The organism is Nioella ostreopsis (assembly GCF_004000255.1).
GTDB lineage: Bacteria > Pseudomonadota > Alphaproteobacteria > Rhodobacterales > Rhodobacteraceae > Nioella > Nioella ostreopsis.
This window is the reverse complement of the sequence record NZ_RCIQ01000013.1, coordinates 21,314-37,600: the sequence shown is the minus strand read 5'-3', so window position 1 is coordinate 37,600 and position 16,287 is coordinate 21,314. Positions and strand designations below refer to the sequence as shown.

Annotated in this window: 17 protein-coding genes; 12 read left to right on the top strand and 5 right to left on the bottom strand. The window is 62.4% G+C overall.

Annotated elements, in window-relative coordinates:
- The first annotated feature begins 9 nt into the window (after window positions 1-9).
- Window positions 10-2,172: a DEAD/DEAH box helicase gene (locus EP237_RS13980; RefSeq protein WP_127561521.1), complete on the top strand. Its 2,163-nt coding sequence runs from the start codon at window positions 10-12 to the stop codon at window positions 2,170-2,172.
- Here the strand turns inward: EP237_RS13980 and EP237_RS13975 are convergent.
- Genes EP237_RS13975 through EP237_RS13965 form a run of 3 tightly spaced genes read right to left on the bottom strand, consistent with a single transcriptional unit; the run spans window position 2,169 to window position 4,214 of the window.
- On the bottom strand, window positions 2,169-2,945 hold the full coding sequence (locus EP237_RS13975; RefSeq protein ID WP_127561520.1) for an alpha/beta fold hydrolase: 777 nt from the start codon (window positions 2,943-2,945) through the stop codon (window positions 2,169-2,171). The two genes, EP237_RS13980 and EP237_RS13975, sit on opposite strands and share 4 nt — an antisense overlap.
- Before the next feature lie 9 nt (window positions 2,946-2,954).
- Window positions 2,955-3,167 (bottom strand): 4-oxalocrotonate tautomerase, encoded by a 213-nt coding sequence (locus EP237_RS13970; protein WP_276317004.1) that lies wholly within the window; start codon window positions 3,165-3,167, stop codon window positions 2,955-2,957.
- Between the two features lie 3 nt (window positions 3,168-3,170).
- Window positions 3,171-4,214, bottom strand: coding sequence for an LLM class flavin-dependent oxidoreductase (locus EP237_RS13965; RefSeq protein WP_127561518.1), 1,044 nt, complete (start codon window positions 4,212-4,214; stop codon window positions 3,171-3,173).
- 100 nt (window positions 4,215-4,314) lie between these two features.
- Between EP237_RS13965 and EP237_RS13960 the strand changes: the two genes are divergently transcribed.
- Complete coding sequence (locus EP237_RS13960; RefSeq protein WP_164744712.1) at window positions 4,315-5,157, top strand: LysR family transcriptional regulator; 843 nt, start codon at window positions 4,315-4,317, stop codon at window positions 5,155-5,157.
- Here the strand turns inward: EP237_RS13960 and EP237_RS13955 are convergent.
- On the bottom strand, window positions 5,122-5,553 hold the full coding sequence (locus EP237_RS13955) for an Lrp/AsnC family transcriptional regulator (RefSeq protein WP_127561628.1): 432 nt from the start codon (window positions 5,551-5,553) through the stop codon (window positions 5,122-5,124). The genes EP237_RS13960 and EP237_RS13955 overlap by 36 nt on opposite strands.
- A 121-nt stretch (window positions 5,554-5,674) precedes the next feature.
- On the opposite strand from EP237_RS13955, the gene rocF reads away from it, so the two are divergent.
- Complete coding sequence (gene rocF, locus EP237_RS13950; RefSeq protein ID WP_127561516.1) at window positions 5,675-6,604, top strand: arginase; 930 nt, start codon at window positions 5,675-5,677, stop codon at window positions 6,602-6,604.
- A gap of 5 nt (window positions 6,605-6,609) precedes the next feature.
- Window positions 6,610-7,656, top strand: a complete 1,047-nt coding sequence (locus EP237_RS13945) for an ornithine cyclodeaminase (protein ID WP_127561627.1) — start codon at window positions 6,610-6,612, stop codon at window positions 7,654-7,656.
- Window positions 7,657-7,749: 93 nt separating this feature from the next.
- Here the strand turns inward: EP237_RS13945 and EP237_RS13940 are convergent, their stop codons facing one another.
- Window positions 7,750-8,019, bottom strand: a complete 270-nt coding sequence (locus EP237_RS13940; RefSeq protein WP_127561515.1) for an usg protein — start codon at window positions 8,017-8,019, stop codon at window positions 7,750-7,752.
- Window positions 8,020-8,213: 194 nt separating this feature from the next.
- Here EP237_RS13940 and gyrA point away from each other — a divergent pair, with 194 nt between their 5' ends.
- From gyrA to trmFO, 8 genes are all read left to right on the top strand, one after another.
- Window positions 8,214-10,955 (top strand): DNA gyrase subunit A, encoded by a 2,742-nt coding sequence (gene gyrA, locus EP237_RS13935; RefSeq protein ID WP_127561514.1) that lies wholly within the window; start codon window positions 8,214-8,216, stop codon window positions 10,953-10,955.
- Window positions 10,948-11,187 carry a hypothetical protein gene (locus EP237_RS13930; protein WP_127561513.1) on the top strand — a complete coding sequence of 80 codons (240 nt, stop codon included), beginning with the start codon at window positions 10,948-10,950 and terminating at the stop codon, window positions 11,185-11,187. Before gyrA ends, EP237_RS13930 begins: the two co-directional genes overlap by 8 nt.
- Window positions 11,184-11,588, top strand: coding sequence for a VOC family protein (locus EP237_RS13925; protein WP_127561512.1), 405 nt, complete (start codon window positions 11,184-11,186; stop codon window positions 11,586-11,588). The genes EP237_RS13930 and EP237_RS13925 overlap by 4 nt, the downstream gene beginning before the upstream one ends.
- 454 nt (window positions 11,589-12,042) lie before the next feature.
- Window positions 12,043-12,639, top strand: a complete 597-nt coding sequence (locus tag EP237_RS13920; protein WP_127561511.1) for a hypothetical protein — start codon at window positions 12,043-12,045, stop codon at window positions 12,637-12,639.
- A gap of 330 nt (window positions 12,640-12,969) precedes the next feature.
- Entirely contained in the window at window positions 12,970-13,398 is a 429-nt protein-coding gene (locus EP237_RS13915) for a hypothetical protein (RefSeq protein ID WP_127561510.1), read from the top strand.
- 135 nt (window positions 13,399-13,533) lie between these two features.
- Complete coding sequence (locus tag EP237_RS13910; RefSeq protein WP_127561509.1) at window positions 13,534-14,388, top strand: LysR family transcriptional regulator; 855 nt, start codon at window positions 13,534-13,536, stop codon at window positions 14,386-14,388.
- Between the two features lie 106 nt (window positions 14,389-14,494).
- On the top strand, window positions 14,495-14,887 hold the full coding sequence (locus EP237_RS13905) for a hypothetical protein (RefSeq protein ID WP_164744711.1): 393 nt from the start codon (window positions 14,495-14,497) through the stop codon (window positions 14,885-14,887).
- Between the two features lie 51 nt (window positions 14,888-14,938).
- Complete coding sequence (gene trmFO / locus EP237_RS13900; RefSeq protein WP_127561507.1) at window positions 14,939-16,276, top strand: methylenetetrahydrofolate--tRNA-(uracil(54)-C(5))-methyltransferase (FADH(2)-oxidizing) TrmFO; 1,338 nt, start codon at window positions 14,939-14,941, stop codon at window positions 16,274-16,276.
- Window positions 16,277-16,287 lie beyond the last annotated feature (11 nt).

Genomic DNA, 16,287 nt, shown 5'->3' with positions numbered 1-16,287 from the left:
ACCCTCCCAATGATCAAGACACTTTCCGACGCCCTTGCGGAACGCGGCTACGACACCCTGACCTCCGTGCAGGAGGCCGTGACCAACCCGGAGCTTCAGGATGCCGACCTGCTGGTCTCTGCGCAGACCGGATCGGGCAAGACCGTGGGCTTTGGCCTTGCAATTGCGCATACGCTTCTGGGCGAGGCCGACACAATGGGCCCGGCAGAGGCGCCGCTGGCGTTGGTCGTGGCCCCCACACGAGAGCTCGCCTTTCAGGTGATGCGCGAGCTGAGCTGGCTTTATGCCAAGGCCGGTGCGCGGGTGACCTCCTGCGTCGGCGGTATGGATTTCCGCGATGAACGCCGGGCGCTGGAACGCGGTGCGCATATTGTCGTGGGCACGCCGGGGCGGCTGCGCGACCACATCCAGCGCGGCACGCTCGACATGAGCCAATTGCGCGCCGTGGTGCTGGACGAAGCCGATGAGATGCTCGATCTCGGCTTCCGCGAAGACCTGGAATTCATGCTCGGCGAAGCGCCCGAGGATCGCCGCACCCTGATGTTCTCGGCCACCGTGCCGCCGATGATCGTGACGCTGGCGAAGCATTACCAGCGCGACGCCGTTCGTGTCAGCACCCAGACCGGCGGCCGCCAGCACGCCGATATCACCTATCAGGCCCTGCGCGTGGCCGAGGTCGATGCGGAAAACGCCATCATCAACCTCTTGCGCTTCCACGAGGCGGAGAACGCCATCGTCTTTGCCAATACCCGCGCCGCGGTGGCCCGCCTGACCGCGCGTTTCGCCAATAGGGGCTTTTCGGTTGTCAGCCTCTCGGGCGAGTTGAGCCAGAGCGAACGCACCCATGCGCTGCAAGCGATGCGCGACGGGCGTGCCCGCGTCTGTGTGGCCACCGATGTGGCCGCCCGTGGCATTGACCTGCCGAACCTTGAACTGGTGATCCATGCCGATCTGCCCTCGAACGCCGAAGGGCTGTTGCACCGGTCCGGCCGCACGGGTCGCGCCGGGCGCAAGGGGATTTCCGCGCTGATCGTGCCTCCCAAGATCGTCAAGAAGGCCGAGCGCCTGTTGAAATGGGCCAAGATCACGGCGGAATGGACGGTGCCACCCTCGGCAGATGACATTCTGCGGCAGGATGAGGAACGGCTGCTGAACGATCCGGCGTGGCAGGAAGACGCGACAGAGGATCAGGCCGCCTTCGCCGCCCGCCTGCTGGAACTGCACAAGCCCGAAGCCGTGGCCGCCGCCTATCTGAGGCTCTATCGCAGCCGCCATTCCGCGCCCGAGGAGCTGAGCCCCCCCGACGCGCGCCCCGCCCCGAAAGACCGCAAGCCCTTCGGCCCGAGCCGCTGGTTCGCCCTGTCAGTTGGCGCGAATGACCGGGCCGAGGCCCGCTGGCTGCTGCCGCTGCTATGCCGCGCCGGCAATCTCGACAAGGACGCCATCGGCGCGATCCGCGTTCAGCAATCGGAAACCTTCGTGGAACTGACCGAGGCAAGTGCCGCCAAATTCGCAAGCAGCTATGGCAATGGCGCGGAACTGGATGAGGGCATCACGGTGCGCGCCATGGACAGCGCGCCCGATTTCGCCGCAATGCCCCGCGCGCCGAAACCCGGCGGCAGTCCGCGCCCCGGCCCCCGATCCTCTGGCCCGCGCGATGACAAGCCGCGCCGCGCACCGCGTGAAGACCGACCGGAGCGCGAGGCAAAACCGCGCCGCACGCCCGCCGAGCGTGACGCTTATCTCAAGGACGCCGTCAAGCCCCTCGGCAAACCCCGCCGCGATGGTGACGCGCCCAAGGGCAAGCCGCGTGCAAAACCGACGGATGGCCCCAAGGGCAAATCCTTCGACAAGCCGCGCAAGCCCAAAGGCGACGGGGCCAAGCCTTGGGCAGACAAGCCCCGGTCTGACAAACCAAGGTCTGACAAACCCCGTGGGCCGAAGCCAGAGGGCGGCAAGCCCCGGTCCGATAAGCCCGGCTCCGACAAACCGCGCGGGGACAAGCCCGCCGCAGCCCCTGCCCCGCGCGTATCCGCTGCCGATCCGTCCAAGCGGTTCGAGCGCCCCGGAGCCAAGCCCAAGCCCGCCCGCGCGGGCAAGGCGGGTCTGAACAAACCCGGATCGAAGCCGCGCAAGGGCGGGACAACGCCCCCGCGCCGTCCCAAGCCCTAATTCAGCGTCCGCACAAAACGCAGAATATTTTCGGCCACCACCTCCCCGGCCTCCAGCAGCAGCGAATGCTTGAGGTCGGGCAGGATCACCAGTTCCGAATTGGGCAGCGCCTCGTCGATCAACCGGTTCAGACGCGGATTGCAGCCGCCGTCAAACTCGCCGGTCAGCACCAGTGACGGCGCCGTGACCTCGTGCAGCCAGGGGGCCATTTCGGTCCCCGCATAGATGCGGAAGACGTTGAGGAACACGTCAGGATCGGTGTCCACCACCTGTTTCAGCCGGTTGCGCACAACATCCGGGTGGGCCGCGATAAACCCGTCGGTGAACCACCGATCCGAAAGCGTTTCCAGCACCTGCGGAATGCCCTTCTCCTCCATCGCGCGCACCACGCCCCAGACCTTGGCGCTGTCATCTTCGGTGCGGAACGCCGCCGTGGACAGCAGCCCGAGCGACAACACCCGGTCAGGATATTTCAGCGCATAGGCCGGGCCGATCATGCCACCGAGCGAATGGCCCGCGAAATGCGCGGTCTCGAAGCCTGTCCGCTCCCGCACCCGCTCCAGATCGGCGACCAGTTCATCCAGCCCGAACGCGCCATCCGGCATCGGCGACGCCCCGTGCCCGCGCAAATCATAAGTGACCACGGTAAAATGCGGGGTCAGCACCGGCAGCGCCCGCGCCCATGTGTTCCGCGCAGCCCCGATCCCGTGAATGAGGAAGAGCGGCGGCCCTTCGCCCTGTACGGTGTATTCGCAGTCCATCGCTTCGCTCATGTCCGCCCCCTAATCCGGGAACCGGTCGGAGTTCAGCTCTCCCCCGGTGCCCCAGTTTGATTTCTCGATATCGGTGATGACCACATGGACACTGGCCGGGGTGCCGCCCGCCGTGGCGACAAAGGCATCGGTCAGCGCCTTCACCATTTCTCGCTTCTGGTCCGTGGTTCGACCGGGGAACATCTCCACTCGGATGATCGGCATGATATATGTCCTTTCAATGGGTTACTCGGCGGCCACACTGGCGGGCCTACCGGTGAAATGGGGCATGACCTCTTCCGCGAAACACTGGATCGCGTCGAGCGTGTCGGACGGGTCCAGCCCGAAATTGAAGTTCAGGATGACCCGGTCGATACCAAGATCCGCATAGGGCCCCAGCTTGTCGATCATTTCCTGCGGCGTACAGATGAGCAGGCTTTCCCCAAGCTCGTCCACCGGCGTCGCGCAGGGCAATTCCCGCACCATGCCATTATCCACAAGCCCCGGCCCGGTGAAGACATTGTCGAACCGCCCGTAATAACGATGAGCGGCCTCCACCTTGCGCTGCCGTTCCGCCGGCGTCCTCGCCACATGGGCCACGCGCGACAGCGTCAGGGTCAGCCCGTCGCCCGCGCCCTCCATATCCGCCTTGGCCCGGTTGAACGCGCCCACCTGATCCAGCAGCAACTGGTGATTGCCCGATAGCGGCGTCGTCTGGATGTGAAAGCCGCGTCTGGTGCAATGGTAGATGCCTTCCGGGTTCATCACCGCCATCATCATCGGCGGTCCACCGGGGCGCACGGGGCGCGGCATGACGGTAATGGGATCGAACTTGTAATAGTCCCCGTCCCAACTGACCTCCTCCTCGGTCAGCAGCGCCTGCAGAACAGACAGCGATTCATTGAACCGCGCCTGCGTTTCCTCCATCGGGACGCCAAGCCGTTCCATCTCGTATTTGAACGCCCCGCGTCCCACGCCGAGCAGCAGGCGCCCTTCGGTGAAAATGTCCGCCACCACGACCTCACCGGCATAGATCCGCATGTCATGCAGCGGCAGCACCACGATCGAGGTCATGATCTTCACCGATTTGGTCATCGCCGCGATCTTGACGGCGAACTGCAGCGGCGCGGGCATCATCAGGCAATTCATCAGGTGATGTTCGGTGATCGACACCGCGTCGAACCCCATCCGGTCGGCCAGCACCGCCTGGTCGAGCATGTCGCCGTAAACCCTGTCGCCACCATAGGTTTTGTCGGGGTAGTCCGAAGACAGTTGGGCTGAAAACTCCATCGCGCACCTCCCTGTTATGGGGTCAGAGTGGCACGAGGTTTTGAATCTGGAAAACGGATTTTATCTATGCAGTAATTCAAAGTTCTTGCATTATCTGCGTATGAACATCACCGCAATTCAGACCTTTCTGGCCGTTGTCCGTTGCCGCAACCTCAACCGCGCGGCAGAGCAGCTGAATGTCACCCAATCCGCCGTCACGGCCCGGCTGGACACGCTGGAACAGGCGCTCGGGGCGCAATTGCTGATCCGCTCACGTAAAGGGGCGACCCTGACCAAGGCGGGCTTTGCGTTTCTGGAACAGGCAGAGGTCATCGCCCGCACCTGGGACAATGCCCGCGCAAGGGCGAACCTGCCACGCGGGGTGACGCGGCTGTTCAGCTTCGTCTGCGATCCGGGGCTGTGGACGGGGCTGGGGCAGCGCTGGATCGACTCGATCCGCAGGGATCACCCGGAAACCGCCATCGAAATCTGGTCGGGCCTCGCCCGTGATGCGGACACCTGGCTGCAAAGCGGGATGAGCGACGCGGCCCTGCTGCCCGAACCGGTGATCGGCGCGGGGATCGACCATCGGGACTTCGCGACCGACCGGCTGATCCTCGTGACAACCGCGCCAGATGTGCCGTGGCAGAGCCACTACATCTATGTCGATTACGGCCCCCTCTTCCGCGCCCAGCATGCCGAAGCCTGGCCCAGCGATGAGAGCGCCGCGCTGGCCTTTTCCACCCCCGATTGGGCGCTGGACCACATGCGCCACGACGGGGGCGCCGCCTATCTGCCGGAGAGGATCGTTCAGGCGGATATTGAGGCTCGCAACCTGCATCCGGTCGCGGATTCGGTCAGCTTCGACAGACGCCTTGTTCTTTCATGGCGCAAGGCCAGTGCGGACAGCTTCGGGTTTCTTGCGCCCTCAGATCCGGCTGTAGCGGCTGGTGGACAGCAATAGGCTGGTTTCCGAGGTGCTGACGCCCTCCAGCCGCCGGATATCCCTCAGCGCGGCGTCCAGCGCCTCCAGCGTCTCGGTGCCCAGTTCCACGATCAGATCCCATTTGCCATTGGTGGAATGCACAGCCTGAACCTCTCGCCGTCCTGACAATTGCCGCCGGATGCGGTCCATCCCCGGCCCTTCGATCCCCAGCATGGTCAGCGCCCTGACCGGGCTTTGCGCAATGTCGCCGCGGGTGACAACGGTGAACCCCCGGATCTCTCCAGCCTTGGACAGCCGCTCCATCCGCGCGCGGACCGTGGCGCGGGTCACGCCGAGGTCAATGGCGAGGTCCGAGACAGAGGCTCGCCCGTCCCGACGCAGCGCCGCGAGCAGCCGGCGATCTGTATCATCCATTTCGGTCATAACTGATATCCATTTCGCTCAATTAAACTCCAATATGACCACTCTGAGCGCTTCTGTCCAATCCGATCCGGGCGCTACCCATGGGAAAACGCGCATTCAGGACCATTTCAACATGACTTCAAAACCCTGCCTTCTGATCGGCGCCCCAGTGGATAGCGGCAAACGCACCCGTGGCTGCCTGATGGGCCCCGACGCCTTCCGCACCGCCGGTCTTGCCGAACACCTGACCCGGCTCGGCATGGACACCCATGATCTGGGCGATGTGGCTCAGGCCCCGCTCAAGGACCTTCCTGCATCGGGCAAGGTGCACGCGCTGGCGGAAACCGTCGCCTGGACCGAGGCGCTGATCCCCGCCGCGCGGGACGCGATGGCCGAGGGCTTCCCGATCTTCCTAGGTGGCGACCACAGCCTGTCGCTCGGCACGGTGGCGGGTGTCGCGGAATACGCTCAGGCGCAGGGCCGTCCCTTGTTCGTCCTTTGGCTCGATGCCCATTCCGATTTTCACACCCCCGCGACCAGCGGGTCCGGCAACCTGCACGGCACGCCCGTGGGTTATGTCACCGGCCTGCCCGGCTTCGACCACTTCCCGGCCCTGACCGCCCCCGTGCCGCAGGACCGCGTCTGCATGATCGGTTTGCGGTCCGTCGATCTGGAGGAAAAGCAGGCACTGGCCGAGACGGAAATCGACGTGCAGGACATGCGCGCCATCGACGAACACGGCATCGCCGCCCCTTTGCGAGAGTTCCTTGAACGGGTGGAGGCGGCCAATGGCCTGCTGCATGTGTCGCTCGACGTGGACTTCCTCGACCCCTCCATCGCCCCTGCCGTTGGCACCACGGTGCCCGGTGGCGCCACCTTCCGCGAGGCGCATCTGGTCATGGAGATCCTGCATGACAGCGCGCTTGTGACCTCGCTCGATCTTGTCGAACTCAACCCCTTTCTCGACGAACGCGGCCGCACCGCGTCGCTGATGGTCGACCTCACCGCATCGCTGATGGGCCGTCGCGTCTTTGACCGCCCGACCCGGAGTTTCGCCGCATGAACACCCTGCCCCAACCCTCTGATCGTGCTTACGTTCCCTTCGTGTCCGTCGAGAACATGATGCGGCTTGTCCATGCCATCGGGCTGGAACGGATGCTGGTGGAGATGGCCGCCTATATCGAAGAGGATTTCCTCCGCTGGCCGCTCTTCGACAAGACCCCGCGTGTGGCGGCGCATTCGGCTGAGGGCGTGATCGAGTTGATGCCGACCTCGGACGGCGAGCAATATGCGTTCAAATATGTGAACGGCCACCCGACCAACACCCGGTCGGGTCTGCAGACCGTGACGGCCTTCGGGTTGCTGGCGGATGTGGCGACGGGCTATCCGACGCTGCTCAGCGAAATGACGGTTCTGACCGCGATCCGCACCGCCGCGACCTCGGCCATGGTCGCAAAACACCTCGCCCCGAAGGGCGCAAAGACCATGGCAATGATCGGCAATGGCGCACAGTCGGAATTCCAGTCGCTTGCCATGAAGGCCGTCGTGGGAATCGACACCGTGCGGCTCTACGACATCGACCGGGCTGCGACGGCAAAAGCGGCGCGCAACCTGACCGGTCAGGGGCTGACCGTCGTCACCTGCGCCACGCCTGAGGAGGCCATGGAGGGGGCCGAGATCATCACCACCTGCACCGCCGACAAGCAATATGCCACGATCCTGAACGACAACATGGTCGGCGAAGGCGTTCATATCAACGCGATCGGCGGCGACTGCCCCGGCAAGACGGAACTGGCCCCCGCGATCCTGCACCGGTCATCCATTTTCGTGGAATACCCGCCGCAGACACGGATTGAGGGAGAGATCCAGCAGTTGGCGGAAGATCACCCGGTGACCGAGTTTTGGCAGGTCATTCTGGGCGAGGCAGAGGGACGCGTGTCGCCCCAGCAGATCACGCTGTTTGATTCCGTGGGCTTCGCCATCGAGGATTTCTCGGCGCTCCGCTATGTGCGCGACCGGCTGGAAGGGACGGAGCTGTTCGCGCAGCTGGACATGCTGGCGGACCCGGATGACCCGCGCGACCTGTTCGGGATGGTTCAGCGCGCCAAGGGATAAGGGTGTTTCGCCGCCTTACGTCGTCGACCCGCGGGGGGATCCTCCCCCCGCACCCCCCTGAGGTATTTGGGCCAAGATGAAAGGCAGCCGGGGTTAATGAAGGGTGAACTCCCCGACCACATTGCGCCATTCGCCAGGGCCGATCAGCTTGCGATGGGTAAAGCGCACCGAATGCAGCGGACCCTCGATCTCTTCCTGCCAGAACTCGATGAAGGAAAAGAGTTTCGGGTGGTCCGGCGCAAGGTCGTAATCCTGCCAGATGAAGCTGTTCAGGACATGCGGATAATCTGGCATGTGATAGAACATTTCGGCCACGGTCAGCCCATAGCCCTTCAGCATGAGTTCTGTCGGGGTGTCCGGCATCTTTTACCTCCTGTCTAGCTGCTCTGACGGAAATCATGCCAACAACAGATTAAAAATCAAGTAAATCAATCTGTTATCCGTCAGCCGATGTGAGTGCCAAAGGTTCAAGCCCATTGCCATTGCACCCCATATCCCGGCCCTCTATACTGCCCGACAACAACATATAGACGCGCGGACAGAAGCGAGCATCAGGCGTGACCGACACCCCAGAACCCCCTGAAAACATGGATGAAACCGGACCCGTAGCCCCGGCACACCATGGCCCCCAGATTTCCATCGCCGAGGAGATGAAGACCAGCTTCATCGACTACGCGATGAGCGTGATCATTTCCCGCGCGATCCCCGATCTGCGCGACGGGCTGAAACCGGTTCATCGGCGCATCCTCTATGCGATGCATGAGACCAACAACACTCACGACAAGCCCTATCGGAAATCGGCCCGTCCCGTGGGCGATGTGATGGGCAAATACCACCCCCATGGCGACAGCGCGATCTATGATGCACTGGTGCGCATGGCGCAGGATTTCTCCATGTCGCTGCCGCTGCTCGACGGTCAGGGCAATTTTGGCTCGATGGACGGCGATAACGCGGCGGCCATGCGCTATACCGAAGTGCGGATGGACAAGCCCGCCGCCTTCATGCTGGCCGATATCGACAAGGACACGGTCGATTTCCAGGACAATTACGACGGCAAGGATCGGGAACCGACGGTCCTGCCCTCCCGCTTCCCCAATATGCTGGTCAATGGCGCGGGCGGTATTGCCGTGGGCATGGCCACCAATATCCCGCCGCACAATCTGGGCGAGGTGATCGACGCCTGTCAGGCACTGATCGTGAACCCCGATCTCAGCAGCGAAGAGCTGATGGAATACGTCCCTGCCCCCGACTTTCCCACCGGCGGGATCATCCTGGGGCGCACCGGCGCACGCAAGGCCTATCTGGAAGGGCGCGGCAGCGTCATCATCCGGGCCAAGACGCGGGTGGAGGAGATCCGTAAGGATCGCTACGCCATCGTGCTCGACGAAATCCCTTATCAGGTCAACAAGGCCTCGATGATCGAGAAGATCGCCGATCTGGTGCGCGAGAAGAAGCTGGAGGGCATTTCCGCCGTCCAGGACGAATCCGACCGGGTCGGCGTGCGCGTGGTGATCGAGCTGAAGCGCGACGCGACGCCCGAGGTGGTGCTAAACCAGCTGTTCCGCTTTACAAGCATGCAGACCCATTTCGGCTGCAACATGCTGGCGCTGAATGGCGGACGGCCGGAACAGCTGACCTTGCGGCGGTTCCTGACCTCGTTCTTGGATTTCCGCGAAGACGTGGTTGCCCGGCGCACCGCCTACGAATTGCGTAAGGCGCGTGAACGCTCGCATGTTCTGTGCGGGCTGGCCGTTGCTGTCAGCAATGTCGATGAGGTCGTGGCCACCATCCGTCAGTCTGCCGACGCCGCCGAAGCACGCGAGGCGCTGATGACGCGGCGCTGGCCTGCGGGCGAGATCGCCGATTACATCCGGCTGATCGACGATCCGACCCACACGATGAACGACGACGGGACCTATAACCTGTCGGAAACCCAGGCCCGCGCGATCCTGGAACTGCGTTTGCAGCGTCTGACCCAGATCGGGGTCAAGGAAGTCACCGACGAGCTGCAGGAGCTTGCCGCCAAGATCAAGGACTACCTTGCCATCCTCGCCAGCCGTGAACGGATCATGCAGATCATCTCGGACGAACTGGCCGAAGTGCGGGACCAATTCGCCGTGCCACGCCGGACAGAGATCGTGGACTGGTCCGGCGACATGGACGACGAGGACCTGATCGAGCGCGAAGACATGGTCGTGACCGTGACCTCGGGCGGCTACATCAAGCGCACGCCTCTGGCCGATTTCCGCGCCCAGAAGCGCGGTGGCAAGGGGCTGTCGGGCGGCGGGCTGAAGGAAGACGACGTCGTCACCAACCTGTTCGTTGCCAACACCCACACGCCGCTGCTGTTCTTCACCACCGACGGGATGGTCTACAAGCTCAAGACCTGGCGTCTGCCGCAGGGCGGGCGCACCTCGAAGGGCAAGGCGATCGTCAACATCCTGCCGATCCCGACCGGCGTGTCCGTCGCGGCGGTGCTGCCCATCGACCGCGACGAGGATCACTGGGACGAATTGCAGATCGTCTTCGCCACCTCGGCGGGCGATGTCCGGCGCAACCAGTTGTCGGACTTCGCCAATGTGCGCGCGAACGGCAAGATCGCCATGAAACTGCCCGAGGATGGGTCCGTCAGCATGGTGAATGCCCGCATCTGTACCGAAGACGATGATGTCATGCTGGTCACCGACGCGGGCCGCGCGATCCGCTTCCGCACCACCGATGTGCGCGTCTTCAAGGGCCGCGATTCCACCGGTGTCCGGGGTATTCGCCTGTCGGGTGATGCCACTGTCGTTTCCATGGCCGTGATCCGCCATTTCGAGGCCAGTGCCGAAGACCGCGCCGCCTATCTCAAGATGCGCCGCGCCGTGGCCGGTGTGACAGAAGAGGTCGAAGACAGCGACGAGGAAGCCGTGGCCGACACCGCGCTCAGCCCCGAACAATATGCCGAGATGTCAGCGGCAGAAGATCTGATCCTGACGATCACCGCCAAGGGATCGGGCAAGCTGTCCTCGTCGCATGACTATCCGGTGCGTGGCCGGGGTGGTCAGGGCGTCGCGGCGATGGACAAGGCGATGCGCGGTGGCGCGCTCGTGGCCTGCTTCCCGGTCGAGATAAGCGACCAGATCATGCTGGCGACCTCCAAGGGGCAGTCGATCCGTTGCCCGGTCGAGGGCATTTCCTTCCGCTCGCGCTCTGCGGGCGGGGTGAAGGTGTTCAACACCGCCAAGGGCGAAGAGGTCGTCTCGGTCGCGTGGATTGCCGAACAGGGCGATGACGAGGACAGCGATGCCGATGAGTGACTGGGGCCCGCTCTTCCTGTTTGGAGGGGCGGTCATCTTGGCGATGGTGCTGCTGGCCCGCTATCAATCGGGCCGGTATCAAGACTATCTGGCGCGTCACACGGCGGAAACCGAGAAGGTGACCACCAACCAGACCCGGCAGATTGAGCAGCAAGAGGCGCATAATGCGCTGCTGCGCGAACAGAATGCCCTGCTGGATCGCATCGCCACGGCGCTGGAACGCAAGGCGTGACCAACCGCCTGGCGCTGGTGGCCTTTCTGGCCCGCGACTATGACGACGCGATTGCCTGGTTCCGCGCAGCGCTAGATTGGCAGCTTCTGGAAGATACCGATATGGGCGGCGGCAAGAGATGGGTGCGCATGGCCCCGGATGCCGGTGCGGCGACCCAGTTCCTGATCGCCCGCGCCGTCGGCGAGCAGATTGGCGCTGTCGGCAAGCATGCGGGCGGGCGCGTGGGCTATGTCCTGCACACCGATAATTTCGAGGCCAGCCGCGCCCGGATGCTGGCCGCTGGTGTAACGTTCGAGGAAGACGCGCGGCGCGAGGCATATGGCACGGTGGCCGTTTTCCGCGACCTCTACGGCAACCGGTGGGATCTGATTCAACCCGAGCCGCCACAGAAAGGCACATAAACAGCGGGAATACGCGCAAGATTGCGCATTGAGGAACAGGCGAGAGGTGAGACATCACCCGAGCAGACAGAAGACATCAGCTCGAAGGAACCACCTCAATGTCTACGCTCCTTCCTGAAAAACCTCGCAATGGCAGGCGGTTACCTCGCCTTTGCTGCGCATGGAGCCGGGCGTTCTTGGCCGATAGCCGTCTTTCCCACTCAGCCGTCGCCTGATGTCGCCATATTGGTTAATGCCAATCGCTGCGGGCAGTTCTGCCTGCGGCGGTCGCGTTTTCAGGCTTGGCCACAGTCCGGCCGCATTTCCGCCCCTGCCCTGCCCCGCGAATGCACCGGCTTTACCTCAAATACATTATAAAACCGCCAGAATTCGGACCCAGATTGGTCTCACTGGGGCGACACGCCGGGGGGCGACAACCAGTCTGCAAGGCTGCCAAGCAGAGAAGACATTGGTCATGACCAACCCGAGTGCCGAACGCATCACGCTGAATGCCACCGCCCAGAACCTGCTGCGGATCGTCATCGCCTCTTACTTTCTCGCTGTCGGGCTGAATCTGATCCCCGGCACCAACCTGACCATCCTCGCCGAGCAAGTGTTGCCGTCCCATGTGGCCGAGCCACTGGCGGCCATGATGGTCTTTGCCCTCGCCTTTCTTGTCATGATCGGCCTCTACATGCGTCCCGCCGCTCTGGTGCTTGGCCTAATGACGCTTTTTGCCAGCTACCTGCGGATGATCGAACTGGGCGTCGCGGATGAGCTTGGCACCTTCTGGCGTGACCTCGTGCTGATCGCGGCCCTGATGCTGACCTATGCGGAAAACGCGCCGCGTGACCACCGGATGCGCAGCGCCATTCGCCGCAAGGTGACGCCGCGCCGGGTGGCTCCGGTCGATCATCCGCACCGGCCGCGTCCGGCAGCCGTGACGCCCGCGCCGCAGACCACGCTGCCCACAATCGCACCGGTCGCCGCCTTCGTCAGCCGTCGCAAGCTGGCCGCCAATCTTCCTGACCCGATTGACAACATCTTTACCGATCTCACCGCGACCGGTTAACGCCCTGCTCCAGCGGGTGTGCCCAGGCGCCGCGCTCTCCGTAAAGGGGGCGCGGCGTTTTTGCATGGCTCGACAGCCATCCCGGTTCGTTCCTGAAACCCGATAAACAATGCCGGTGTTTCGCTGCGACTTCACCGGGAATTAAGGCAGAGACCTGCCTAAAAGTTCAGGTCTGGTTTCCAATTTGAAAACAATACTGGCACGACCAAACCATTGAAGCATGTGTTGGGCATAAATCTCCCCGAAGGTTCCCCTTCAGCGGCATTGTCCTGCCCCAATTGGCGAAGAGACTGACCATATCGAGCAATTAACCTTAACGGGACAGAGACGATGAACAACCTTACCGAATGGCTCCGCCTGAACTTCCGGGTCTGCCTCTCGGCGACTCTCATGATCGAGGCCGCCATCGGCCTGATTCCGCAGCTCAGGGATTGCAACGTCCCGACGGTCGTCGGCAGCATGGAGGGGCTGGAGTACCACTCTGCCGCACTGGCCGCACTCTTCTTCGTTCTGAGCTTCTGGCTGATCCTGGGCATTCGCACTTCGATGGTCGCCGCTATGTCGATGGCGCTCCTGGTCCTGCCCGCAATCATGACCAACCCCGACGGAGATCCCGCATTGGCCGTCAAGATAACCCTGGTCTCGGTCTTCTCGGTGCCTCTGATCCTGTATGGCGGCGGACGTTATACGCTTTATGAAGTTCACGAAGCACTCAATATCAATCGTGGACAGCAGGACAGCGAAACGCAATCCGCTTGACAAATTGTCCAGATCGCACTTTATTTAATACAGGCAATTGATCGTCAATTGCCTGTTTTCCATTGTCATTTCCCCTAGTATAGGGAATGGCCAGCGGACAGCTGGCGTGACGAAGACAAATGGAAGTTCCTCAAGATGGACAACTGGGACGATCTGAAATATTTTCTCGCTGTACACAAAAGCGGTACGATGGTCGCGGCTGCCCGTCATCTTGGTGCGAATGTGGCGACCGTCTCCCGTCGGATCGAACGTCTTGGCCAGACACTGGGCGCTCCGCTTTTCATCAAGACATCAGGAGATTGGAAGCTGAACCCTGACCTGGAAAGCCTGCTTTTTCTGGTCGAAGACTTCGAAGGAAAGCTGAACGCGGAGCGCAATCAGATCGCGTTGAAATCCGACGCCGCAAACCCCGTCATGATCCGCGTCGGGGCACCGCCCATTGTTCTGGGTGGCGTTCTGTCTTCCAATGTTGGTGATTTTCTATCTAAAAACAAAGGCTACACGATAGAACTTCACAACCGCACATCGCGGTCGGGTCTTGGTGATGTCGACATAATGATCATGGACGCCCCGCCCGATCGCGGCAGTCTTATCACTCGCCGTGTGGGCAAAATGGAATTCAACATCTTCAGCAAGTCATCCTCCGACCTCGGCGACGATTGGGTCGGGCTCGTGGACAAGCATGATGATTTCGAGCCGATGCGCCGCGCACGGGCGCTGTTCCGGCGCCCCCCGTCTCTCCGCGCCGCCAATTTCTTCGATGCATTCCGAATCTCGAAATCGACCGGCCTGCCAGTGTTGCTTCCCACCTTTCTGGCAAAACAGAATTCGGAATTTCAACCAGCGTTTGACGACATCGACCCAATCAACGTGGATTTCTGGGCGGCATTTCACAGTTCCAGGAAAAAAGACCAGGCCGCAATCGATGCCATGAGCTGGATCATTTCCTCTTTCGAACAGTCGCAACCTAACCTTTTGAATATAGAGTAAGCCCTCCTGGTTCTTGCAAAGATGCTTTTGCAACGTTTCGGCTTTAAGATATTTCATTAACGATTATTGTTAATAAAAAAAATTGCAGCGCACAGGCAGACTCTCTATGACATTCTGGCAGATGACACATCTATTGTGCAGGATGCTGACCGCTTTCCTGCTGACAACAGGCGCGATCGAGGCGCTTGCGGTTATCGATTTGCACTGGAGCGCCGGCACGCGCGGAATCCACGGCGTGGAATGGACCGCCATCATTGTGCTCTGCGCTCTTATCCTGTCCACGGCGGTTTGGCTTCTCGTCGGCATCCGCAGCCGGGCAGTCGCCATGCTTGGGGCGGCCCTGCTCTGCGGGCTCACCCTTTGGTTCGATGCCATGCAAATCCAGACGGTGTATGGCGCATGGCTGGCCATCGCAGCCGCGGCAACCGCCGTTCCTGTGGCGCTGTTCGGCGGCGGACAGTTTGCGCCGTATCGCAAGGGTGAAAAGCGTCTCGCCTGATCGCAACTGCGTGGCTTGGCAAATCAGCTCCCCTAGCCTACATCCCCGATCATGACAAAAGCGATCCACATTATCGGCGGCGGCATGGCCGGCTCAGAAGCCGCCTGGCAAGCGATCAATCTTGGCGTTCCCGTGGTCATTCACGAAATGCGCCCGCGTGTGGGCACCTTTGCGCACCAGACCGGCAACCTTGCGGAAATGGTCTGTTCCAATTCCTTCCGTTCCGATGATGACGAACAGAACGCCGTCGGGCTGCTGCATTGGGAAATGCGTGCGGCCGGCGGCCTGATCATGGAAATGGCCGACCGCCATCGCCTGCCCGCAGGCGGCGCTCTGGCCGTGGACAGGGAGAATTTCGCCCAATCCGTCACCGACCGGCTGCGCAGCCATCCCCTCGTGACCGTGAGCGAGGCGGAAGTGACCGCCCTGCCCGATGACGGCCCCGCGATCATTGCCACCGGTCCGTTGACCTCCGGCGCATTGGCCGAGGCCATCGCGCAGGAGGCTGGGCAAGACAGCCTCGCCTTCTTCGACGCCATCGCCCCCATCGTTCATGCCGACAGCATCGACATGTCCAAGGCTTGGATGCAGTCGCGCTACGACAAGGGCGAGACCGAGGAAGAGCGCACCGCCTATCTCAACTGCCCGATGGACCGCGACACCTACGAGGCCTTCATCGACGCCCTGCTGGCCGCCGACAAGACAGAGTTCCACGAGGGCGAAACCGCCAAGTATTTCGACGGCTGCCTGCCCATCGAGGTCATGGCCGAACGCGGCCGCGAAACCCTGCGCCATGGGCCGATGAAACCCGTGGGCCTGACCAACCCGCACCAGCCCGACATCAAGGCCCACGCTGTGGTGCAACTGCGTCGCGACAACAAGCTTGGCACGCTGTTCAATATCGTGGGCTTCCAGACCAAGATGAAATATGGCGCACAGACCGAAGTGTTCCGTATGATCCCCGGTCTGGAAAACGCCCGTTTCGCGCGCCTTGGCGGCATCCACCGCAACACTTTCATCAACTCGCCCACCCTGCTGGATCACGAGATGCGCCTGCGCTCCAAGCCGCATATCCGCTTTGCCGGCCAGATTACCGGGGTCGAGGGCTATGTGGAATCTGCCGCCATGGGCCTCTTGGCCGGTCGGCTCGCTGCCGCCGAGGTGCTGGGGCACAGCCTGCCGCCCGTACCGCAGGAAACCGCAATGGGGGCGCTTATCCACCACATCACCGGCGGGGCAGAGGCCAAGACTTTCCAGCCGATGAACGTGAATTTCGGCCTCTTCCCGCCCGTTGATCTGAAAGGCGGGCGCAAGAACCGCAAGGCGCGCTACAAAGGTTATACCGACCGTGCGAAATCCGCGTGGCAGGAATGGCTGGACGTGGCTTGAACCACGCTGCT

Excerpts from the sequence above, each read along its gene's own strand:
- EP237_RS13980 (WP_127561521.1), top strand. The coding sequence starts at position 10 with ATGATCAAGACACTTTCCGACGCCCTTGCGGAACGCGGCTACGACACC.
- EP237_RS13975 (WP_127561520.1), bottom strand. The coding sequence starts at position 2,945 with ATGAGCGAAGCGATGGACTGCGAATACACCGTACAGGGCGAAGGGCCG.
- EP237_RS13965 (WP_127561518.1), bottom strand. The coding sequence starts at position 4,214 with ATGGAGTTTTCAGCCCAACTGTCTTCGGACTACCCCGACAAAACCTAT.
- EP237_RS13960 (WP_164744712.1), top strand. The coding sequence starts at position 4,315 with ATGAACATCACCGCAATTCAGACCTTTCTGGCCGTTGTCCGTTGCCGC.
- EP237_RS13955 (WP_127561628.1), bottom strand. The coding sequence starts at position 5,553 with ATGGATGATACAGATCGCCGGCTGCTCGCGGCGCTGCGTCGGGACGGG.
- rocF (WP_127561516.1), top strand. The coding sequence starts at position 5,675 with ATGACTTCAAAACCCTGCCTTCTGATCGGCGCCCCAGTGGATAGCGGC.
- EP237_RS13940 (WP_127561515.1), bottom strand. The coding sequence starts at position 8,019 with ATGCCGGACACCCCGACAGAACTCATGCTGAAGGGCTATGGGCTGACC.
- EP237_RS13930 (WP_127561513.1), top strand. The coding sequence starts at position 10,948 with ATGAGTGACTGGGGCCCGCTCTTCCTGTTTGGAGGGGCGGTCATCTTG.
- EP237_RS13920 (WP_127561511.1), top strand. The coding sequence starts at position 12,043 with ATGACCAACCCGAGTGCCGAACGCATCACGCTGAATGCCACCGCCCAG.
- EP237_RS13915 (WP_127561510.1), top strand. The coding sequence starts at position 12,970 with ATGAACAACCTTACCGAATGGCTCCGCCTGAACTTCCGGGTCTGCCTC.
- EP237_RS13910 (WP_127561509.1), top strand. The coding sequence starts at position 13,534 with ATGGACAACTGGGACGATCTGAAATATTTTCTCGCTGTACACAAAAGC.
- EP237_RS13905 (WP_164744711.1), top strand. The coding sequence starts at position 14,495 with ATGACATTCTGGCAGATGACACATCTATTGTGCAGGATGCTGACCGCT.
- trmFO (WP_127561507.1), top strand. The coding sequence starts at position 14,939 with ATGACAAAAGCGATCCACATTATCGGCGGCGGCATGGCCGGCTCAGAA.